18 protein-coding genes and 1 riboswitch are annotated in these 22,459 nt (G+C 33.0%); of the genes, 3 read left to right on the forward strand and 15 right to left on the reverse strand.

What is annotated here, in order from left to right:
- Window positions 1-141: 141 nt before the first annotated feature.
- The 11 genes from codY to ylqF form a co-directional block, all read right to left on the reverse strand.
- A complete protein-coding gene (gene codY / locus SOJ_RS09435; protein ID WP_002507859.1) occupies window positions 142-915 on the reverse strand; it encodes a GTP-sensing pleiotropic transcriptional regulator CodY in 774 nt (257 codons plus the stop codon).
- A gap of 23 nt (window positions 916-938) precedes the next feature.
- Window positions 939-2,354, reverse strand: a complete 1,416-nt coding sequence (hslU, locus tag SOJ_RS09440) for an ATP-dependent protease ATPase subunit HslU (RefSeq protein ID WP_002507860.1) — start codon at window positions 2,352-2,354, stop codon at window positions 939-941.
- 133 nt (window positions 2,355-2,487) lie between these two features.
- The gene (gene hslV, locus SOJ_RS09445; protein WP_002507861.1) at window positions 2,488-3,030 is read right to left on the reverse strand and encodes an ATP-dependent protease subunit HslV; all 543 of its coding nucleotides are present in this window, start codon (window positions 3,028-3,030) and stop codon (window positions 2,488-2,490) included.
- A gap of 3 nt (window positions 3,031-3,033) precedes the next feature.
- Window positions 3,034-3,924 (reverse strand): tyrosine recombinase XerC, encoded by an 891-nt coding sequence (xerC, locus tag SOJ_RS09450; RefSeq protein ID WP_002507862.1) that lies wholly within the window; start codon window positions 3,922-3,924, stop codon window positions 3,034-3,036.
- Window positions 3,925-4,042: 118 nt separating this feature from the next.
- Window positions 4,043-5,350 (reverse strand): FADH(2)-oxidizing methylenetetrahydrofolate--tRNA-(uracil(54)-C(5))-methyltransferase TrmFO, encoded by a 1,308-nt coding sequence (gene trmFO / locus SOJ_RS09455; RefSeq protein WP_002507863.1) that lies wholly within the window; start codon window positions 5,348-5,350, stop codon window positions 4,043-4,045.
- A 165-nt stretch (window positions 5,351-5,515) separates the two neighbouring features.
- Window positions 5,516-7,585: a type I DNA topoisomerase gene (gene topA, locus SOJ_RS09460; RefSeq protein ID WP_002507864.1), complete on the reverse strand. Its 2,070-nt coding sequence runs from the start codon at window positions 7,583-7,585 to the stop codon at window positions 5,516-5,518.
- A gap of 209 nt (window positions 7,586-7,794) precedes the next feature.
- Complete coding sequence (dprA, locus tag SOJ_RS09465) at window positions 7,795-8,664, reverse strand: DNA-processing protein DprA (RefSeq protein ID WP_002507865.1); 870 nt, start codon at window positions 8,662-8,664, stop codon at window positions 7,795-7,797.
- Window positions 8,665-9,129: 465 nt separating this feature from the next.
- Window positions 9,130-10,038: a succinate--CoA ligase subunit alpha gene (gene sucD / locus SOJ_RS09470; RefSeq protein ID WP_002507866.1), complete on the reverse strand. Its 909-nt coding sequence runs from the start codon at window positions 10,036-10,038 to the stop codon at window positions 9,130-9,132.
- A 20-nt stretch (window positions 10,039-10,058) separates the two neighbouring features.
- A complete protein-coding gene (sucC, locus tag SOJ_RS09475) occupies window positions 10,059-11,225 on the reverse strand; it encodes an ADP-forming succinate--CoA ligase subunit beta (protein WP_002507867.1) in 1,167 nt (388 codons plus the stop codon).
- Window positions 11,226-11,332: 107 nt separating this feature from the next.
- Window positions 11,333-12,103, reverse strand: a complete 771-nt coding sequence (locus tag SOJ_RS09480; RefSeq protein WP_002507868.1) for a ribonuclease HII — start codon at window positions 12,101-12,103, stop codon at window positions 11,333-11,335.
- A 7-nt stretch (window positions 12,104-12,110) separates the two neighbouring features.
- Complete coding sequence (gene ylqF, locus SOJ_RS09485) at window positions 12,111-12,971, reverse strand: ribosome biogenesis GTPase YlqF (protein ID WP_002507869.1); 861 nt, start codon at window positions 12,969-12,971, stop codon at window positions 12,111-12,113.
- A gap of 384 nt (window positions 12,972-13,355) precedes the next feature.
- Here ylqF and SOJ_RS09490 point away from each other — a divergent pair, with 384 nt between their 5' ends.
- Both SOJ_RS09490 and SOJ_RS09495 read left to right on the forward strand, forming a co-directional pair.
- Window positions 13,356-15,953: a YfhO family protein gene (locus tag SOJ_RS09490; protein WP_002507870.1), complete on the forward strand. Its 2,598-nt coding sequence runs from the start codon at window positions 13,356-13,358 to the stop codon at window positions 15,951-15,953.
- Between the two features lie 36 nt (window positions 15,954-15,989).
- Window positions 15,990-18,605, forward strand: a complete 2,616-nt coding sequence (locus SOJ_RS09495) for a YfhO family protein (RefSeq protein WP_002507871.1) — start codon at window positions 15,990-15,992, stop codon at window positions 18,603-18,605.
- A gap of 416 nt (window positions 18,606-19,021) precedes the next feature.
- Here SOJ_RS09495 and rplS read toward each other — a convergent pair whose 3' ends face one another.
- The 4 genes from rplS to rpsP all read right to left on the reverse strand — a co-directional run bounded on the left by rplS (window position 19,022) and on the right by rpsP (window position 21,202).
- Window positions 19,022-19,372, reverse strand: coding sequence for a 50S ribosomal protein L19 (rplS, locus tag SOJ_RS09500; RefSeq protein WP_002507872.1), 351 nt, complete (start codon window positions 19,370-19,372; stop codon window positions 19,022-19,024).
- Window positions 19,373-19,473: 101 nt separating this feature from the next.
- Window positions 19,474-20,211, reverse strand: coding sequence for a tRNA (guanosine(37)-N1)-methyltransferase TrmD (gene trmD, locus SOJ_RS09505; protein WP_002507873.1), 738 nt, complete (start codon window positions 20,209-20,211; stop codon window positions 19,474-19,476).
- A complete protein-coding gene (rimM, locus tag SOJ_RS09510; protein WP_002507874.1) occupies window positions 20,211-20,714 on the reverse strand; it encodes a ribosome maturation factor RimM in 504 nt (167 codons plus the stop codon). The genes trmD and rimM overlap by 1 nt, the downstream gene beginning before the upstream one ends.
- A gap of 221 nt (window positions 20,715-20,935) precedes the next feature.
- Window positions 20,936-21,202: a 30S ribosomal protein S16 gene (gene rpsP, locus SOJ_RS09515; protein ID WP_002507875.1), complete on the reverse strand. Its 267-nt coding sequence runs from the start codon at window positions 21,200-21,202 to the stop codon at window positions 20,936-20,938.
- Window positions 21,203-21,460: 258 nt separating this feature from the next.
- Window positions 21,461-21,559: riboswitch (TPP riboswitch) on the forward strand.
- Window positions 21,560-21,689: 130 nt separating this feature from the next.
- On the opposite strand from rpsP, the gene SOJ_RS09520 reads away from it, so the two are divergent.
- Entirely contained in the window at window positions 21,690-22,442 is a 753-nt protein-coding gene (locus SOJ_RS09520; protein WP_002507876.1) for a 3-oxoacyl-ACP reductase, read from the forward strand.
- The last annotated feature ends 17 nt before the right edge of the window (window positions 22,443-22,459 follow it).

Below are 22,459 nucleotides of genomic sequence, written 5' to 3' on the forward strand. Positions count from 1 at the left end.
AGCCGTGAATAAATATATCATATTTGTATTTATAAAGCAATACTTTCACATTACTATTTCACACATTAAAAGAACATCTAAAAGTCTTATGATTTAGACGCTCTTTTTGATGATATATTTTTAAATTAATTTACGTATCGATTATTTAATTCTTTCTAGCTCATCTAAGAATTTTTCTTTTTTCACTTTAATAAATGTACCTTTCATTCCTAAAGAACGTGATTCAATAACACCAGCACTTTCAAGTTTACGCAAAGCGTTAACAATAACTGAACGTGTGATACCTACTCTATCAGCAACTTTTGATGCAATAAGTAATCCTTCTTTACCGCCTAATTCTTCAAAGATATGCTCGATTGCTTCACTTTCAGAATATGATAAAGAATTAATTGCCATGCTAATAGAAGCTTTGTCTCTTGCTTCTTGTTCAACTTCACTATGTTTTTCACGTAATATTTCCATACCAATAACTGTGGCAGCATATTCACCAAGAACTAAATCATTCTCAGAGAAATCTTCTTGAACACGTCCAAGTACTAAAGTACCTAATCTTTCACCGCCACCTAAAATTGGAAAAATTGTAGTTCGGCTAATTTTGAATAAATCTTTATTTTCTGGTGGGAACACAGATAATACGTTTTCTATATCAATATTAGATTGTGTTTCTCTAACATCCATTAGTTTATCCGTATATTCTTTAGGGATATGTCTATTTTCAAGCATTTGTATAATACGATCATTTTTCAACAATTCGTTTAAGCTTGACCCTAAAATCTTTCCTTTTCTAGACACAATAAATACATTTGTTACTGTTACACTACTTATTGTTTGTGCTACATCCTTAAAATCAACGGCAATACCTTTGTGCTTTTGCAAAAGTGTATTTAATTCTCTAGTTTTCGATAATAAGCTCATATTCCTTCTCCTTTTTATTTATATTATAAAATAAATGCACTTAAATCTTTGTTTGTTGAAATTGATTTCAACTTATCATCAACATATTGTGGTGTGATGTCTACAACCGCATTGGGCATACTTGGTGCTTCAAATGATAAATCTTCAAGCATTTTTTCAAGTATAGTATGCAAACGACGTGCGCCAATGTTATCAGTATCTTGGTTTACCTGGAACGCAATTTCTGCCAGACGTTTAATCGAGTCATCGGTAAAGTTGACTGTCACTTCTTCTGTTTGAAGTAGCGCTTCATATTGTTTGATAAGTGATAATTTCGGTTCAGTCAAGATTCGTACAAAATCTTCTACTGAAAGACTTTCTAATTCAACACGAATTGGGAAACGACCTTGCAACTCAGGAATTAAATCACTTGGTTTAGCAACGTGGAATGCTCCAGCACCAATAAATAGCATATGTTCAGTGTTAACAGTACCATATTTCGTTTGTACCATGCTACCTTCAAGTATTGGTAAAATATCTCTCTGAACGCCTTGTCGAGACACATCTTGACCTGAATTTTGATTATTTGTTGCAACTTTATCGATTTCATCAATAAATATAATACCCATTTGCTCGGCAAGTTCAATTGCTTGTTGATTTGCTGATTCTTGATCAATCAGTTCGTCGGCAAATTGGTCAGTTAATATTTTACGCGCTGTTTGTACAGGAACTTCTCGTTCAACTTTTTTCTTAGGCATGAGTTGTTTCATCATATCTTGCATTTGTTCATTTTGATTTGTGCCTAACATGCCCATAGCACCTGGGTCTTGTTCTACTTTTAATCTTACTTTTTCTTCTTCTAGTTCACCATTCAACAATTGTTGTTTAATTTCAGAACGCTTTGTCTTGATTTCTTCTGTAGGTGTATCCTCTTCTTCATCATTATTCTGACCAAAGTTTGGCATCGAACCACCAAATAGTGATTCTAGAGGGTTATTCCCACCGTTATTCGTATTATTCGCTTTTTGCTTCATGCTAGGTACTAAAAGTTTTACTAATTTTTCATTTGCTTTTTGTTTCGCTTCTTCTTCAACTAAAGCTTTCTTTTGTTCTTTAACTAGTCTAATAGCTACGTCAACTAAATCTCTTACCATGCTCTCAACATCTCGACCTACGTAGCCTACTTCTGTAAATTTAGTTGCTTCGACCTTTATAAAAGGTGCACCTACAACTTTAGCCATTCTTCTTGCTATTTCCGTCTTACCTACACCTGTTGGTCCGATCATCAAAATATTTTTGGGTGCAATCTCTTGTTTAGCTTCTTCAGCTAAAAGACTTCGTCTATATCTATTTCTTAATGCAATTGCTACTTTGCGCTTTGCATCATCTTGCCCAACAATGTATTCATTCAATTTTGAAACGATATCTTTTGGTGTTAATTTAATGCCAGTCGTTTCCATAAGATAAATTACCTCCGTAATTTTGATTTCAATTATTCTAAAAATTATTTGTAAATTTATTTATTATTACTATATCCTAAATTTTTACGATTATACATTTTTATTTTTCATTGTGCTTTTTTAGTTTCAATTTTTATAATTTTTCAACTACGATTTGATCATTTGTAAATACACAAATATCAGACGCAACTTTTAAACTTTCATAAGCCATTTCTTCTGCAGTTAAATTTGTGGCATGACGTTTCAAGGCTCTTCCTGCACTCAATGCGTAATTGCCTCCTGAACCAATTGCTATTAAAGCATCGTCTGGTGCGATTACTTCTCCTGTACCACTTACTACAAGGATTGAATCCTCATCCATAACGATTAGCATTGCTTCTAGTTGACGCAGTTGTTTGTCACCTCTCCATTCCTGAGCTAATTCAACTGCGGCTCTTTCTAAATTACCACCGAATTGTTGTAATTTAGTTTCGAATTTTTCGAATAATGTAAATGCATCTGCAACGCTTCCTGCAAATCCGGCTAAAACTTTATCATTGTATAAGCGTCTAACCTTTCGTGCTGTTTGTTTCATAATCACTTGTTCACCAAGTGTTACTTGTCCATCACCTGCCATTGCTGAATGGCCGTTATGTTGCACTGCAAAAATCGTTGTCGCGTGAATAGATGTACTCATAATCTAATTCTCCTTTTTTGCACGAGGATGTGCGTTTAAATATACTTTTCTTAATTGTTCATTTGTAACATGTGTGTAACGACCTGTAGTTGATAAATTCACATGACCTAACAATGATTGAACGGTACGTAAATCAGCACCCTGATTAAGCATGTGTGTTGCAAATGTATGTCTTAATTTATGTGGGTGAATATCCGTTACGCCAGCTGTACGTTTTACAACATCGTTTAACACATAACGAACGCCACGCTCTGTGATAGGCGCACCGTTCATATTTACTAATAAATAATTATGATCATTTTTAATTTTAGGTTTAAATAATTCTAAATATCGTTCTATACTTTGCTTGCAAAATTCTCCAAATGGAATAAAGCGTTCTTTACCACCTTTACCTAACACCTTCACACCAGGTAAATTCATATCTAAATCAGACTCTTTTATATGGACTAACTCCGAAACCCTTATGCCTGTTGCATAAAGAAGTTCCAAAATCACTCTATCTCTCAAACCTTTTTTCGGGTCTTTTTCAACAGTGTCAAATAAAGCTTCCATTTCTTCTTCATAAAAAAAGTGTGGTAAATATTGTTCTTTCTTGGGATGCACTAATTGAATAAATGGATTTATAACTTTTTCATCTTGTGTCATCCAATATTCGTAAAAACTTCTCAGCGTAGAAATTTTACGAGAAACTGAGGTTCTTTTCAAGTTTTTCGAATATAAATAACTTAGATAGTTTCTTGCATCTTTATATTCGAATGCAGATAGTTCTAAATATTCTTGTTTTAAAAATACATTGAACTGTTCTAAATCATCGTGGTATGACTTTAAAGTATGCTCTGAAAACTGTCGTTCAACTTTTAACATAAATAAATATGCCTGTTGGATTTCTTCCAATAAAAACCCCTCCATCAATATGAATTGTAGCATATTGATGAAGGGGACTGCGAAAAATAACTATTAAATTGAGTCAAACTTACAAAATTTTTAGAAAATGGTTATATCCACGAATATTTTATAAAGTTTGCTTATAATTATCTAAATATGATAATGCGCGGTCTGCAAGTTTTTCGTAACGTAATTTTTTATCTTTAACACGTTTTTCTAAAGTTGGCAGTAAACCAAAATTCGCATTCATTGGTTGGAAATTTTTCTCGTTTTTAGCATGAGAAATATAATAAGCCATACTTCCAATCATTGTTTCTCTTGGAAATACTACGCCGCCTCTATCTTTAATTTTATGAGCTACGTTGATGCCTGCTACTAAACCACTTGCTGCACTTTCAACATAACCTTCAACGCCAGTCATTTGACCAGCAAAATGAACTTCTTCTCTACCTATCAACTCATACTTTTCTGTCAACACATCTGGCGAGTTAATAAATGTATTTCGATGCATCACACCATATCTTACGATTTCTACATTTTCTAAACCAGGGATTAAACGTATAACGTCTTTTTGTGCCCCCCATTTTAAATGTGTTTGGAAACCTACAAGATTATATAATGTACCTGCAGCATCATCTTGTCTCAATTGTACAACTGCATATGGACGTTCACCTGTTTTAGGATCTTCTAGCCCTACTGGTTTCATAGGTCCAAACAATAAAGTTTTACGCCCACGTTCTGCCATAACTTCAAAGGGCATACACCCTTCAAAGTATTTTTCTTTCTCAAATTCATTTACTGGTGCAACTTCTGCTTCCATTAATGCATCATAAAATATATTGAATTCTTCTTCAGTCATTGGGCAGTTCAGATATGCTGCTTCACCTTTGTCATAACGAGATTTCAAATATACCTTATTCATATCTATACTTTCTTTTTCAATTATTGGAGCTGCGGCATCATAAAAATACAATTGATCTTCACCAGTAGCTTCAACAATTTCAGCAGCCAATTTTTCTGTAGTTAATGGACCTGTAGCAATGATAGTGTAACCATCAGGTATGCTGTTAATTTCTTCATTTAACACTGTTACATTGGGATGATTTTTCAAAGTTTCTGTAACGTAACCAGCAAAATCATGTCGATCTACTGCTAAGGCACCACCAGCAGGTACTCTTGCTTTATCTGCTGCACTAATAATAAGTGAATCAAGGCGTCTCATCTCTTCCTTAAGAACACCAACTGCATTTGTTAATGCATTGCCACGTAATGAGTTTGAACAAACTAACTCTGCAAATTGATCAGTATGATGTGCTGGTGTTTGCTTCACTGGCCTCATCTCTATTAAATTAACTTTTATCCCTCTTTGAGCTAATTGATATGCTGCTTCTGAACCGGCTAGACCAGCCCCTATAACATTGACAGTTTGAGTCATTTAATTTCCTCCAATACATTAAAAATAGCAACTACGACATCATATCATAATTATAGATATATGCGTCTACATTATAAATATGTGTCGTTAGTTGCTTATAGAATTATTAACAATATTCGTAATGTACGTTTGAATTACGCAGTAATTAATAAATGATATGATTGTTTATTTTTGCAGTTCTTCTTTATAATCACAGTTTGAACAAATAACCTGACTTTTACGTCCTTGTTTTTTCTCAACAAGATATTGTTCACATTTAGGACAATCACGACCTACAGGTTTATCCCATGTAACAAAGTCACACTCAGGATATTTTGAACAGCCGAAGAAAATACGGTTCTTTTTAGATTTGCGTTCAACGACATCGCCCTCTTTACATTTAGGACAAGTCACGCCAATCGTTTTGATAATTGCTTTCGTGTTACGACAGTCTGGGAAGTTAGAACATGCCATGAATTTACCATAGCGTCCCATTTTAATTACCATTGGTGATCCACATAGTTCGCAATCTTCTCCAGCTGGTTCATCTTTAATTTCAATTTTTTCCATTTCTTCTTCTGCACGTTCAACATCTTGGCTAAAGCTACTATAAAAATCACGAATTACTTTTTTCCAAGGAATTTCGCCATCAGCTACTTTATCCAATAATGTCTCCATGTTTACAGTAAAGTCGACATCAATGATTTCAGGGAAATAATCCTTCACTTGTTCATGAACGATTTCACCTAGTTCAGTTGGAACAAATCGCTTACTTTCATTTTTTACATAATTTCTCTTTTGTATTGTATCTATTGTCGGTGCATACGTAGATGGTCGTCCAATTTTCAATTCTTCCATTGTTTTTACTAAACGCGCTTCAGTATAACGCGGTGGTGGTTGTGTGTAATGTTGAGAAGGTTCAATATTAGTTGCTGTAACCATTTCGCCTTCTTCAATTTTAGGTAATTTATTTTCTTTACCGCCTTCATCGTCGTCTGTAGTTTCAATGTATAATGTCATGAACCCTTTAAACTTAATCGTTTGTCCGTTCGCACGGAATTTCAAATCATTTTGTGTTAAATCCATAGCAACAGTATCTAGAATCGCAGGGGCCATTTGACTTGCTACAAAACGTTCCCAAATTAATTTGTATAATCTGTGTTGATCACGTGTTAAATAATTTTTCATTTCATTTGGTGTACGCAATGTTCCAGATGGTCTGATTGCTTCATGGGCATCTTGATCGCCTTGTTGTCCTTTAGCTTTACGATTTGACAAATAGTTATTACCATATGTTTCTTCAATATAACTTTTCGCTTCAGATTTAGCTTGATCAGATACTCTTGTTGAATCTGTACGCATATATGTGATTAAACCGACTGTACCTTGTCGTTTCAAATCAATACCTTCATACAATTGTTGCGCTAGCATCATTGTTTTTCGGGCTTTGAAGTTCAATTTACGCGCAGCTTCTTGTTGCAATGTTGATGTTGTAAATGGATTAGCTGGATAACGTGTTTTTTCTTTTTTCGTTACTTTCGTTACCTCAAACTGATCTCCATCTAGCTGTGCTGTAATTTTTTCTACATCATCTTTATTCGTTAACTTAAATGGCTTGTTTTTTAAATGAAGGAATTTGGCATTGAATTTGGATTTCTTGTATCTAAATTCACCATCAATTTTCCAATATTCTTCAGGTTTAAAGTTTCTGATTTCATTTTCACGATCAATAACTAATCTAAGTGCTACAGATTGGACACGTCCAGCCGACAAACCTTTTTTAACTTTTTTCCACAGTACTGGTGAAATATTATAACCAACTAAACGGTCTAATATACGTCTCGCTTGCTGAGCGTCAACAAGATTCATTTCTATGCCTCTAGGATGTTTAAAGCTATCTTTCACGGCATCTTTTGTTATTTCATTAAATACTACTCTATTTTCTACTGATTCTTCTAAATTTAATATGTTCGCCAAATGCCAAGCAATTGCCTCACCTTCACGGTCAGGGTCACTCGCTAAGAATATTTTTTTTGCTTTCTTAGCATGTTTTTTAAGTTCTTTAACAACTGGACCTTTGCCGCGTATCGTAATATATTTTGGCTCAAAATCATTTTCATCATCTACGCCCATTTGGCTACGTGGCAAGTCTCTAACATGCCCCATAGATGCGATAACTTTATATTTTTTACCTAAATATTTTTCAATGGTTTTAGCTTTTGCAGGCGATTCAACTATGACTAAATTTTCTGTCAAAGTAGTTACCCCCTTGCATTTCTAATTACAAAGATAAATGATAAACGGTCTATTTTGTTTTTGTCAATGTTTTTAATTTTAAGTTACCTGGATTTCTCAGAATATTGACTAAAAAAACAAAACAAATGTCATCGTAATTTCATAATTATAAAATGCCTTTTCTTTCATTAATAAACTTCCATTTAATGTCCATTAGATTCAAATAAATTTCAATTATAATCTATTAATATATCACTTGCTTTTAATACAATTTTTGCTCCTTCTTGAGCACTTAATAAATTCCCTTCAGTCATCGGATTAAAGATAGAACCTGGTAGTATGTATACTTCTCTATTTTGTTCTAAGGCAAAATTTGTTGTAATACATGTTCCACTATTTGCTTTAGATTCTGTAATCAATATACCTTTTGACAATCCACTTATTATTCTATTACGCTCAGGAAAATGATGCTTTTGCGGTCTCTGAAAAGGAAGGTATTCACTTACTACAAGTCCTTCGATTTCTAATCGTTTTCTAATTTCAAATGTTTCTTTTGGATAATGTTGTAAATGGCCAAAACCTAGTACTGCAATTGCAGACATGTTCATTGATAGAGCGAGTTCGTGTGCCATTTTATCTGCGCCTTTAGCTAAGCCAGAGATTATAGTTAAGTTTTCTTTTTTTAATGAAGGAAAAAGAAGGTTCAACGCTTTTTGACTATATTCTGTCGCATGCCTTGACCCTATAATAGCAAGAGTTTGAGGAGATTGCATTAAAGATATCTTTCCTTTATAGAAAAGGATGAGTGGTGGTTCATAGATTTCACGAAGTAATATGGGATATGAAGACTGCTCTATTGAAATGTACTTTAAATTCCTTTGTCGTAACATTGTTAATATGTTTTTAACTTCTATATTTAGATATTGCTCATAAATTTCTATTTTTCTCTTTGTTTTTAATGTACTTAAAAATTGTTTGAGTAGTTGATTTTGTTCCACTTGATTATAGTCTAAAAAATTAGAATTATACCTTAACAGTTGATGTATTTGGTGGGTCGTTAAACCTGAAAAACGTAGTTTTAAATATTGGTGTTCTCTCATAATGATTCTCCTTTTCACCTCAATTATAATGGAAAACAGCAATGGTTTAGATTACAAAACCACATCTTTTTCTAGTGAAAAGTAACAAGATTTTAAGGAGTAATTCTCTATTTTAAATTCACTTCAAACTAGAATTTTCTTATATTTTAATGACTAAAATAAAATTTATGCACGTATTACTTTTAGCTAAGCTCTACAAATTTCCAATCGTTTTTCTTCTATTATAAAAGTAGATATAACAAGTGTTATAAAATTAAGATTATTCAACATAAAACATCTCTTCTACAAATTGAATCTTTCAGTTTTATAAATCATAAAAATTTTATACAACAAAAAACGGTTGATAAGAAAAGAACATCTATCCCTATCAACCGCAAGTATTATTTTATCTAAAATGTTTGAATACTTAAAATAGCACAAACTCCGACATATTTTCGGAATTTGTGCTGGGTTGTTACAATACAATTATTGTTTTACAGTTAATAATTGCTCATAGATGCCTGCTTCTTTAGCGGCATCAATTAATGTTGTACCAATTTCTGATGGTGTATCTGCAGTTTTAACACCACAATTATTAAGTGTTTTAACTTTTTCTTCAGCAGTACCTTTACCACCTGAAATAATCGCACCGGCATGGCCCATACGTTTACCTGGAGGGGCTGTTTGTCCTCCGACGAAACCTACTACAGGTTTAGTCATGTTATCTTTAATCCATTCAGCAGCTTCTTCTTCTGCTGTTCCACCGATTTCACCAATCATAACTACTGCTTTTGTTTCATCATCTTCATTAAATGCTTTTAGCACATCAATAAAGTTTGTACCATTGACTGGATCGCCACCGATACCTACAGCTGTTGTTTGACCAATACCTTCTTCAGTTAATTGGTGTACAGCTTCATAAGTTAAAGTACCTGAACGAGATACTACACCTACGTGACCTTTTTTATGAATATAGCCTGGCATGATACCAATTTTAGATTCATCAGCAGTAATAACACCCGGACAGTTAGGTCCAATAACACGTGTTTCTTTACCTTCTGAGTAACGTTTAACTTTAACCATATCAATTACTGGAATATGTTCTGTAATACAGATAGCTAAATCTAATTCTGCATCTATACATTCTAAAATTGCATCTGCTGCGAATGGCGCAGGTACATAGATAACAGATACTGTAGCACCTGTTTCTTTTTGTGCTTCTTCAACTGTGTTGAATACTGGTACACCTTCTACTACTTGTCCGCCTTTACCTGGTGTCACCCCAGCAACAATTTGTGTACCATATTCAAGCATCTGTTTTGTATGGAAAAGGGCAGTTGACCCTGTGATACCTTGTACAATTACTTTTGTATTTTTATCAATAAATACGCTCATCTTAGTGCTCCCATCCTTTCCTACGCTTCTTTAACAAGTTTTACGATTTTTTGTGCGCCTTCTGCCATAGTTGCAGCTGATTCAATTGCTAAGCCAGAATCTTCAAGAATTTCTTTACCTTTTTCAACATTTGTACCTTCTAAACGTACAACAAGCGGTAAAGTAAGTTCTACTTCTTTAACTGCAGCAACGATACCTTCAGCAATAATGTCACATTTCATGATTCCACCAAAGATATTAACAAAAATACCTTTTACGTTGTCATCACCTAAAATGATTTTAAATGCTTCAGTAACTTTTTCTTTAGTTGCACCGCCCCCTACATCTAGGAAGTTTGCCGGGTTGCCGCCAAAGTGGTTAATTGTATCCATAGTTGCCATAGCTAAACCAGCACCATTTACCATACAACCGATATCTCCATCTAATGCAATATATGATAAATCGTACTTAGAAGCTTCGATTTCTTTTGGATCTTCTTCTTCTAAATCGCGTAATTCTTGGATATCTTTATGTTTAAATAATGCATTATCATCAAAGTTAACTTTTGCATCTAATGCTAAAACATCACCATCATTAGTTGTTACTAATGGGTTAATTTCTACAATAGAACAGTCTTTTTCGATGAAAACATTATAAAGTGAAACTAAAAATTTAGCTGCTTTATTAATTGATTCTTTTGGAATATTAATATTAAAAGCGATTCTTCTAGCTTGATATGGTGCTAAACCAACAATAGGATCAATAGTTTCTTTGAATATTTTTTCAGGTGATTCAGCAGCAACTTCTTCAATTTCAGTTCCGCCTTCTTCTGATGCCATCAAAGTAACACTGTCAGTCGCACGATCAATTACAAATCCAACATAATATTCTTTTTGAATATCGCAGCCCTCTTCTATGTAAAGGCGTTTAATTTCTTTACCTTCAGGACCAGTTTGATGTGTTACAAGCGTCTTACCTAATAATTCTTTAGCGTAAGTTTCAACTTCAGATAGTGATTTAGCAATTTTAACTCCACCTGCTTTACCTCTACCCCCAGCGTGAATCTGTGCTTTTACCACATATACTTTTGAATTTAATTCTTTTGCTTTTTCTACCGCTTCGTCAGCAGTGAACGCTACGCGTCCTTCTGGGACAGCAACGCCCATAGTACGAAATAATGCTTTACCTTGATACTCGTGGATATTCATTCTCCATCCTCCTGTTTCTTAGGTTAAGTTCATAACTAATTATATGAAATGTAAGCGCTGTTGTAAACTCATTTAGCCCAGTTATTTAAATCTTTTGTTTTTTACCATTAATTTGAAAGTGATTTAATTGGTTCAAAAGTTTTTCTGTGTTCATTTATTATGCCGTGTTGCTTAATACCATCTAAATGTTGTTGAGTACCATACCCAACATTTTTTTCGAAACCGTAACCTGGGTGTTTAACTGCAAGTTCACGCATATATCTATCTCTATGTTCTTTGGCTAATACACTTGCTGCTGCTATAGATACGCTTTTAGCATCTCCTTTAACTAAGGATGTTTGAGGAATATCTACATCTAGTGTCATCGCATCTATCAGTAAATGTGTAGGCTTAATAGATAAAGCCTCAACTGCTCTTATCATTGCCAATTTAGTTGCTTCATAAATATTAATTTGATCTATTTCCTCAACTGTTGCCACACCATACGCATATGCATATACTTTTGATAGCAATTGTTCTTCCAAAATATTTCTTTTCTTTGCAGAGAGTTGTTTTGAGTCATTTAAACCTGTGAAATGGTGATCTTTATTTAAAATAACTGCGCAAGTAACAACAGGACCAGCTAATGGCCCTCTTCCCACCTCATCTATGCCACAAACTAACGCTTTGTCATCATCAGATAGTATTTCATTTTCATAATGAGACATCTCTTTATAATTTTCTAGTAATTTTTGAACTTTTTCCAATTGTTTTCTTCTAGAAACAATTGCGTTTTGTACACCTTTACGATCATCGTCATTAACAGAATGATTTTTTAAAATTTCTAACGAATGAATATCTTGTAACAATAATTTAATTTGTTGAATGGTTTGACTCATAATATATTTACACGTCCATTTCACTAGCGATATCAAAAGTGTAAGTGCCGATTCTGGCATTTCTCACTTCATGTATAACTAGATCAATAACCGCTTCATAATCAACTTCATTACCACGTCTTAATAATCCACGACGGCGCCCTATAGCATCAAACCACTCTAGGTTCTCTGCATCGATTGGCACATCGACTTTGTAATGTTCTTTTAACCCTTCGTAGTCGTGTGCTTTCATAAATTCTAAACCATAAATTGCTACTTCATCTAAATGCACAATACTATCTTTGATAGCTCCAGTGATACTTAATTTCTTTCCAACTAATTGGTCTTCAAATTTAGGCCATAAAATACCTGGCGTATCTAACAATTGTAATGATTTTCCTACTTTAATCCATTGTTGTTGTTTTGTTACGCCTGGCGTATTACCTGTTTTAGTGACAGATTTATTTGCTAATTTATTAATTAATGTTGATTTTCCAACGTTAGGAATACCAACAATCATCGCTCTAATAGCACGTGGTTTTAATCCTTTTTGCTTTTCTTTTTCGAATTTCTCTGTTGTTGCTTTTATTGCTGCTTGCTCTACGAGTTTTAAACCCTTGCCGTGTTTTGCATCAATAGCTACAGGATAAAAACCTTTCCCTTTAAAATAGTTTTCCCATTTTACTAGCTCTTTTAAATTTGCCATATCTTTTTTATTTAAAATGACTACACGTGGTTTTTGTTGTATTACTTCATCTATCATTGGATTTCTTGAACTGTAAGGGATACGTGCATCTACAAGTTCAAACACTACATCTACTTTCTTTAACTCTTCGGATACTTCTCTTTTTGCTTTAGCCATGTGGCCTGGATACCATTGAATTACCATATATATATCACCTTTCTCTATTTACGTTCTATTTAATTAAAAGTTTTAATTTTACACTTGTGCTTTAATTTCATCTTCTGTTCTTTGACTTTAAAATCATAACACGTCACCTATAACGATATAAATAAAATAATGTCATTATTATCTCATTAACTTTAATTTTACAACATTATTTAGTAATATACTTCAATTTATTTTAGACACCACGTTTAGATCTCTAAAAACGATTAAAATTCGTTTATTTTTTATTTATCCTCTTTAACTTTTAAAACGCTTAAGACTTAATGAATTATATTTTTCTAAATAAATAATAGTTATTTTTATCTTAATTCATAAAATATCGTTACAATGGAATTATATTTATTACATATACAGGAGTCGTTTATGAAGCGTAAATTTTTGTACACATGTTTATTCTTATTACTAGCTGTTATTGGACACAGTTATGTTATTTATAGATTTATCCATGATGGCGTTTTATTTACAGGGCCTAATGATGGTATGGAACAAATGGTGCCAATTCAAATGTATTTGTTTGATAATTGGAGTCATGGCAATTGGTTTTATGCTTCTGACTTTGGTCTAGGCGGAGACTTTTTTACTGACTTAAGTTATTACTTTTCGACAAATATTATATTTATTTTGAACGTCATTATCATTGTCTTACTTAAAGTAATCATACCGATGGATACCTCTGATGTGATGTTTTGGATGACAAATGCCTTAGTCGTTTCTATAATTAAATCTTCTATAGCAATGATAGCAACATTTATCTATGTTCAATATGTTTCACACAATCGCAAAATAGCCGTATTATCAGCATTTATTTTTGTAATGTCACCACTTTATTTTAGGTTCACAGTTTATTGGCCATTTTTTAGCGACGATTTTATATGGTTACCGTTACTACTATGGTCAATCGAACGCTTCTTAAAAAGTGGTAAACCAGGTTTCTTTATAATTATCGTAACCATTTCATTAATTAATAATTTTTATTTTGCTTATTATCAATTAATAACAGGTCTTTTATATTTTATGTCTAGGATGGTTTTCAAACATAAGAATGATCTCGTAACTAGATTCAACGCATTAATGACATTATGCATTTCAGCATTATTTGCACTAGGTTGCAGTTTGTTTTTCTTTTTTCCAGCAATACAAAGTTACTTTAATAATAGACGTATCCCTTTTGATGGAGATGTAGACTTATTTGAACCTTTTAACCAAAATACAAATATATTTTATGACAATTATTTAATCGTCATACTTTTCTTAACGATTCAAGCATTGCTATCATTCAAATTATATAAGCATTTTTATTTCAAATTATTCGCAATTTTTACTTTGATTTCAATTTGTGCTAGCTTTCTACCTTTTGTAGATCAGTTATTTAATGGCTTTTCAGCACCACAAAAACGCTGGCACTATCTCATTGCTTTTAATTCGGCCATTTTAATAGGATTTTATGTAAAATATTTCCGAACATTACCTTTAAAAACGTATATATTATCCTCTATAGTCGCTCTAGGGTTTATCTTTGCAAGTGCTTGGCAATATGACAAGTTTGTTTCGTGGCTATGGTATATGCCTATAGTTAGTGTGATTGGTTTACTCATACTTTTCGTTAAAGAACCTAAAATAAGAACGAAATTAACGCATCTCTTTATATTGTCTATTATGATACTTTCTGTTTTAGTGTCTATCGTATTTATACGCAATCAAATTTATTTTGATGATCATGTTCAACGCGCAAATAGTTATTATGTTAATGCCAGTCTCTTTAACACACCGCTTCAGCAGCAGTTAGTTACTAATATGAAAAAAGAAAAATCTGAAGATGAGCGGATTGATTGGCGCGTTAATGAGCAAGATAATACACCGATGTATCAGCATTTTAAGGGAATGAGTCTTTATTCAAGTATTTTTGACCACAATATACTTGATTATTATTACGATGATTTGAAAATTAATATGAAAGAAGAATCTGTAAGTAGATACCAATCAACGAATGGTAGACAAAACATTAATAGTTTATTATCTGTTCGTTATTTAATGTTAAAAGATTACCAAAATAGCGTGCCTGCACATTTCAAAAAAGTTAAAAAAGATGGACAATACCAAATCTATGAAAATACTTTAAACTTGCCATCCGTGCGTGTTTCAGATCAAGTCTTTGATGCACAAGAACTTAAAGAACCTATAGATAGAGAACATGCAATGATTGATGGAATAATTTTAAATAATGAGGGTAAAACATACACAGATAAAGCTGAAAACTTATTAAATCAAACCAAAATCACCTATCAAAATATGAATCATAAAACAGATAAAAAAATATATATTCCTAACAATAATAAACAGGGACAAGTACAAATCCATGTTCCAAAAAACATTAGATCACAATATAAAGATTTTTACGTGACGCTAAAAGTTAAAAGAGGCAAACCTGATAGTAATTTTTCTGTAAATATAAACGGTTATTCGAACAATCGGTTATTCAACAATTCTACTTATCGTACTGGGGTTGATACACAACTTTATAGAACACAACCAGATAAAAATGGTGATATAAACATTGCACTTAGCCCTAGTGGTAATTATGAATTTGAATTACAAAGTTTACATGGAGAAAATTATAAAAAGCTTGAAACCGCACATAGCACACAGAACAATGTGGGGCATTATCAAGATATCAAAAATGGCGTTAAAGTAATATTAGGTCCCCATAAGAAAGGTATTGCTTCTATTAATATTCCTTATAGAAAAGGTATGACTGCATACGTAGATGGTAAAAAAGTAAGACCATTAAAAGTAAATTATATGATGACAGGTGTGCCTGTAAATAAAGATAGCAGTGAAATTACAATTAAATACAAACCACAATATTGGTATACTATGATCGCACTTTCAGTCATAAGTATCATCTTGAGTGTAGCTTGGTGCATTCACATAAATAAAAAAACACAGCGCAATTTAAATTAATATTTAAAAGGAGTTTGTCAGAGATGAGGTATGACGATGTTTCGTAAACTTTGGGCCCACAAAGTTACAAGATTTATTTGTATTGTTGCGCTAGGTATAGGCGTTGCTTTACTAACATTCACACCATATATCTTTCGTTATTTAACTGAAGGGCTCGTTTTTAGCGGGAGTGGTGATGGCTATAGACAAATGATGCCATTTCAAATGTATTTGTATGAACATTTTAGCCAATTCAAAAGTTTTTATGATCATTCATTTGGGTTAGGTGGCGATTATGTAAAAGATTTAGCTTATTATTATGCTACTTCGCCATTTACTTTGATTAATTTTATTTTTGTCTGGCTATCAGAAGTGTTATTTAATAGTAATCCAAGTAACATCACGTATTGGGCAAGTAACCAACTGATTGTTGCTTTTGTAAAAGGTGTAGTAACGTTCGTACTAGCCTTTTACTATTTTAGATATATAAAATTTAATAGCCATGCTGTTTTTTTGGCTTCTATGTTATATGGTGCCTCAACAGTAGTAATTTATTTTAATTTTACTTGGTCATATTACGGAGACTTGCTTATTTTTCTTCCACTCTCCTTATTGGCTATTGAACGATTTTATAGAGAAAAGAAAATAGGGTTATTTATTTTTGCTGTAGCTCTAACTTTATTTTCAAATTTCTATTTTAGTTATTATGAATCGCTTGTACTATTTGCATATTACTTTTATAGATTAGTATTCCCCCACCCGAGTGATATCGTCACTCGCAAGCAAAAATTATGGATTATTCCTGTAGCAATAGTATTAAGTACACTAGTCAGTATTTGGGGATTCTATACCGGGGTTACTTCGTTTTTCAACAATGATCGAGTAAGCAATCCACATTTTAAAATAAATATGTTTACAGATTTTGCACGACAAAAACACTTTTTTAGTAATGGGTTTTATATCACTGTTTCGATTATCGCTATAGTAGCATTGCTATCATTTAAGTTATATAAACATTATTATTATAGATTTTTTGCAATTATGATTTGGATTATGTTGGTTGGTTCATTGACACCCTATTTTGATAGTATGTTTAATGGCTTTTCGACACCCGAACGCAGATGGGTTTACATATTTGCTTTCGCCACAGCAGGATTAATTGCATTGTTTATTCAACACATTTCAGAATTAAAACTCAAGCCATATATCTTAGCATGTGCCCCCGCCTTGCTGTTCATGTCAATCATGACAATTATAGTTGAAAAAGAAAAAATGACATGGATGCTCGCTTGTCTCATTATTATGATTTTTATCGGGATACTTTTATTTAAAAGGTCTCTACTAAAAAAACGTTGGCCTTTAGCAGTATTATTAGTATTATTTATTGTTCAACAAAGTATGATTCTTTCTAATCATCACTACAATAATGTAAGGAATTATGAATCAACCAAATCAGCTATGCATGCTTCAAAATATAAAAGTCCTGCTTTATCTAAGAAAATAGACGAGATTAATCAACGGCATAATGATGATCCACTGAGTAGAATTGATTATATGTCGCAATATGGTCTTAATTCACCAATGATTTATCATTTTAATGGTATTGCTTTATATTCAAGTATTTTTGATGGTGACATATTAAAATATTATGATCAGACATTACAAATTAATATGCATACTGATAAAAATAGTACTTATCGATTATTATCAAATAGAGCGAATTTAATGGCATTGTGGAACGTTAATGATCGTATACGTCGACCAGATGATTCGAATATGTCTTTCGGTTTTGAACCTAAAGATACGATTCATCATTCAAAAAAAGAGTCATTTATTCATTCAACAAACGAAATTAAATATCCAAGTGCTCATATAACCAACAAGGTGTATGATTCGAAAGATCTTAAATCACCGCTTGATAAAGAACAAGCAATGTTACAAGGTGTCGTGTTCAACGATAAAGATGCTAAACCAAACAGCCAAATTAAGTCTAATGAAAATTTATTAGACAAAACCTCTACCTCATTAAATAATGCGCATAGAGATAAAGACGGAAAGCTTACAGTGACAAAAGACAAAGGTGGCATAACTTACACCCTACCATCCTCCATTGCAAATAAATACAAAGATATGTATATAGAAATGGATGTTGAACTATTAAGCCCTGACAAGCAACATGACGTCGGTGTGAACGAATACAATCAAAGTCGTAATGAATTGACTTATAAATATCGTCGGTTTGTCACGCCTGTTACAATGCGTGTAAAAGCAGATGAAAAACTACAAGTTAAATTGTCACAAGGTAAATATCGCTTTAATATTAAAGGCATTTACGGTGAAAACTATGAAACTTTAAATAAAGCATCTAAAGCGTTAGATAATGTACAAGTGTCTGAGCAACGTTCTGGTTATACAATTAAAAAAGACAAAAATGACGAAGGCTATCTTGTCTTACCAATGGCATATCGTGATGGTATGAAGGCGTATGCCAATGATAAAACACTCCCTGTAAAACAAGGCAATGGCATAATGACCGTAATCCCCGTTGAAAAGGGGCAAGAAAAAATAGAACTCAAGTATACGCCACCACATACAACTATCTTGGTAGTTTTAAGTGTTCTAGGTATTATATTGAGTATTGGATTCACGAAATGGATTAAACCAAAAAATTAAGCATAATATTAAAGTGCTAAATCTGTTATTTTCTTATACGCTAAAGGTAGTAAGACAGAAATCTAATTTTTCTAACAAGATTTCGTCGTCTCACCCCGGCAAAGCTGACTAGAAAATGAAATACAAGCGCTTTAGCTCTTGCATAAGAACTACTTGTCTTCATAAATGAAGTAGTAGTGCTTTAAAAGCTTGATATAAACGCATTTTCAGTTCAGTCAGCCACTGCCAATATAATAATTGAGGCTGAGAACATGTATTTTATCTCAACCTCTTTAATGAGCTACTTAGGTTTGCTAGAAACTTCGACTAAAATTGTTTTTCTAGCAAGACAACCTAATGTAGCTTATATTATATATATATGCATCAAAAAAAGCGACTCCCATTGGGGAATCGCTTTTTTATGTCTAATTTGCTGATTAACGAATTTCTTTAATTCTAGCAGCTTTACCACGTAATTCACGTAGGTAGTATAATTTAGCACGACGTACTTTACCACGGCGTTTAACTTCAATTTTTTCGATTTTTGGAGTGTGTAATGGGAATGTACGTTCCACACCAACACCTGAAGATATTTTACGTACAGTGAAAGATTCTGAAACTCCTCCACCACGGCGTTTAATAACTACACCTTCGAATAATTGGATACGTTCGCGAGTACCTTCAACAATACGTACGTGAACTTTTAAAGTGTCACCTGGACGGAATGAAGGTATATCTGTGCGTAATTGCGATTGAGTTACTGCTTCGATTAATTTGTGATTACTCATTATTTTTCTCTCCTTCAACCTATGTTCTTGCCTAGACAAAATATAGCAGCGGACCATAGTGATTTTCGTGTGTCGCACACTTAAAATATATTAGCATACTACTAATCTTTTTTCAATTGCTTTTTATATCTTTCTATAATTTCTTGGTCTTTTTTAGTCAACGGATACTGTTCTAATAAATCCGGACGTTTTTCCCATGTTCTTAAAATTTTCTGTTCATAACGCCAGTTATCAATGTGGGCATGGTTACCTGATAATAAAACGTCTGGTACATTCAAATCTTTGTATATACGTGGTCGTGTATATTGTGGAAACTCTAATAAACCATCTTGAAAGGAATCATCCATGTGAGATTGTTGATTACCTAAAACACCAGGTAAAAGTCTAACTACCGCATCTGTCATTACCATCGCCGGTAGCTCACCACCAGTCAATACATAGTCCCCCATTGAAATTTCATCAGTGACTAAATGTTCACGGATTCTTTCATCGTAGCCTTCATAATGCCCGCAAATAAATACTAAGTGCTCTGCCTGACTGAGTTCATTAGCAATTGCTTGAGTAAAGGGACGACCTTGAGGACACATTAAAATGACCCTTGTGTCTTCTGTTCGCTCAATACTATCCATTGCATTGAATATCGGTTCCGGCTTTAACACCATTCCCTGACCGCCTCCAAATGGGTAGTCATCCACTTGATTATGTTTGTTTTCAGCAAAGTGTCTAAAATCCACTGTATTTACTTGTAGCAAATCTTTTTCTTGGGCTCGTTTTAAAATAGATTGGTTTAAAACACCTTCAAACATGCCAGGAAATAATGTTAAATAGTCGATTCTCATTAATCTAATAATCCTTCCATAGGCGTGATTTGAATACGTCTACCTTCTACATCAATCTCTTTGACCACATCCGCGATATAAGGAATGAGGTATTCTTTGTCGCCTTTGACTACCCACACATCGTTTGCACCTGTTTCAAATATCTCAATCACACGACCAATTGGAGTATCTTCATTAAAAACGGTACAGCCAATGATATCTGAATAATAAAATTCATGTTCTCCAAGTTCTATTTCTTCATGATCACGTTCTTGTAAAAGTGTTTCACCTTTTAGGTACTCGATATCATTAATGTTATTGATACCTTCAAACGTAAGCATATGCAGTCCTTTATGCATACGATATGAAGCAATTTTAAATTCAAGTGGCGCTTTATCTTTACGTGCTATTTCAACTATTCCTCCTGGTTGAAAACGTTTATCTGTAAAATCAGAATTAGACTTTATTTTCACTTCACCTTTAATGCCATGTGTATTAACAATTTTTCCAACTTCAACTTTCATATATGTGCCTCCGATAAATGTATCTTATAAGTGTTGTGTAATTTTTATGTATTATTTAATTATTATAACATGTATAAATCTAACATAGTAATACATTCCTCAATAGAAAATTTTCTTATTCTCAACTATGTTAAAGCACTGATTATAATATTTTCCATTAAAAAAAGAGCACCTAAAACGGTACTCTTACAAACACTATATTTGTTTAATAAGTTTAAAACTTATTTTTGATCGTCGAATTTTTTCAAAATACCTTCTCTTGATAAGATATTGTGAACTGTATCAGTCGGTTTAGCACCGTCTTTTAACCATTTAAGTGCTGATTCTTCGTCGATTTTAACTTCTGCTGCATTTACATTGTTAGGGTTGTAAGTACCGATTTGTTCGATAATACGCCCGTCACGTGGTGCACGCGCATCTGCAACTACGATACGATAGAATGGATTTCTTTTTGAGCCTAAACGTGTTAAACGAATTTTAACTGCCATTTATATTCTCTCCTTTTAATTTCATAAGTATTTATTTTCTACAAGAAATAATGATACCAGTTCTTCTAATATTTGTAAAGAGGTTATCCTTTACCAATTTTAAAAAATCATTTTTTCTCATCAATTACCTTTTAAATAACGCGCTTTTGTCAATTTCCTCTTTTCACGCACTTTACATCACTATGATATGCCTTGTCTTATTTTAAGTCTCTTGACATCTATATTTAAAAGCTATACATTGAGATTAAATTAAATAAGCACATGCACTAGGGGTGTTTTTAACTGAGATGAGTACAACTCAAACCCTTTGAACCTGATCTAGCTGAAACTAGCGGAGGAAAGTGTGAAAGATTTTATATCCTATATTCAAGGGGCAATCTTGCCTTTTTGCAATATTACTATTCTATCATTTCTAATACACAACTTTCTATAGTGAGGGTTGTGTATTTTTTTAATTTTACTTTTTAAAATTTTAGGAGTGAAAGTTATGAATAAAACTATTTTAGTAACTGGTAGTAGTAGAGGCTTAGGTGCAACGATTGCAAAAACATTATCGCAACAAGGGTACAATATTATAATCAATTATTACAAAAATAAATCGTTAGCAGAAGATCTTGTTTCTGACATCGGCTCTGACCATGCAATTGCCATTCAAGCTGATGTCACAAATAGAAATGATATTGACCACTTAATTGAACAAGCTACCCAATATTTCGGGAAAATTGATGTCGTGATTAACAATGCATTAGTAGGTTTTAAGTTTGATCCTACACAGCAAAAATCATTTACAGATTTAGCATGGGATGATTATCAACAACAGATAGATGGCACTTTAAAAGCTGCCTTCAATGTAACACAAAGTGTCATGCCCCAATTCTTGGAAAGACAGCAAGGAATTATTATTTCTATCGGAACAAATTTATATCAAAATCCCGTTGTACCTTATCATGAATATACAACTGCAAAAGCAGGATTAATTGGCTTTACTCGTAATATTGCTGCCGAGCTTGGTAAATTTGGTATTAGAGCTAATGTCGTGTCAGGAGGCCTGTTAAAAACAACTGACGCAAGTGCTACAACCACGAGTGAAGTATTTGACATGATTGCACAAACAACACCGCTTAAACGTGTGACTTCGCCACAAGACATTGCAAACATGGTTGCATACTTAGCTTCTGAACAAGCTAATGGTATAACAGGACAAAATTTCACAGTTGATGGTGGCTTAACAATGAATTAACAAATTAAAATTAGGAG

The sequence above is a fragment of the Staphylococcus sp. OJ82 genome, from assembly GCF_000294465.1.
GTDB classification, from domain to species: Bacteria; Bacillota; Bacilli; order Staphylococcales; family Staphylococcaceae; genus Staphylococcus; species Staphylococcus equorum.

What these genes read in the sequence shown, in the direction of transcription:
- codY (WP_002507859.1), bottom strand. Translation starts at nt 915, where the DNA reads ATGAGCTTATTATCGAAAACTAGAGAATTAAATACACTTTTGCAAAAG.
- hslU (WP_002507860.1), bottom strand. Translation starts at nt 2,354, where the DNA reads ATGGAAACGACTGGCATTAAATTAACACCAAAAGATATCGTTTCAAAA.
- hslV (WP_002507861.1), bottom strand. Translation starts at nt 3,030, where the DNA reads ATGAGTACATCTATTCACGCGACAACGATTTTTGCAGTGCAACATAAC.
- trmFO (WP_002507863.1), bottom strand. Translation starts at nt 5,350, where the DNA reads ATGACTCAAACTGTCAATGTTATAGGGGCTGGTCTAGCCGGTTCAGAA.
- dprA (WP_002507865.1), bottom strand. Translation starts at nt 8,664, where the DNA reads ATGAGAGAACACCAATATTTAAAACTACGTTTTTCAGGTTTAACGACC.
- sucD (WP_002507866.1), bottom strand. Translation starts at nt 10,038, where the DNA reads ATGAGCGTATTTATTGATAAAAATACAAAAGTAATTGTACAAGGTATC.
- sucC (WP_002507867.1), bottom strand. Translation starts at nt 11,225, where the DNA reads ATGAATATCCACGAGTATCAAGGTAAAGCATTATTTCGTACTATGGGC.
- SOJ_RS09480 (WP_002507868.1), bottom strand. Translation starts at nt 12,103, where the DNA reads ATGAGTCAAACCATTCAACAAATTAAATTATTGTTACAAGATATTCAT.
- ylqF (WP_002507869.1), bottom strand. Translation starts at nt 12,971, where the DNA reads ATGGTAATTCAATGGTATCCAGGCCACATGGCTAAAGCAAAAAGAGAA.
- SOJ_RS09490 (WP_002507870.1), top strand. Translation starts at nt 13,356, where the DNA reads ATGAAGCGTAAATTTTTGTACACATGTTTATTCTTATTACTAGCTGTT.
- SOJ_RS09495 (WP_002507871.1), top strand. Translation starts at nt 15,990, where the DNA reads ATGTTTCGTAAACTTTGGGCCCACAAAGTTACAAGATTTATTTGTATT.
- rplS (WP_002507872.1), bottom strand. Translation starts at nt 19,372, where the DNA reads ATGAGTAATCACAAATTAATCGAAGCAGTAACTCAATCGCAATTACGC.
- trmD (WP_002507873.1), bottom strand. Translation starts at nt 20,211, where the DNA reads ATGAGAATCGACTATTTAACATTATTTCCTGGCATGTTTGAAGGTGTT.
- rimM (WP_002507874.1), bottom strand. Translation starts at nt 20,714, where the DNA reads ATGAAAGTTGAAGTTGGAAAAATTGTTAATACACATGGCATTAAAGGT.
- rpsP (WP_002507875.1), bottom strand. Translation starts at nt 21,202, where the DNA reads ATGGCAGTTAAAATTCGTTTAACACGTTTAGGCTCAAAAAGAAATCCA.
- SOJ_RS09520 (WP_002507876.1), top strand. Translation starts at nt 21,690, where the DNA reads ATGAATAAAACTATTTTAGTAACTGGTAGTAGTAGAGGCTTAGGTGCA.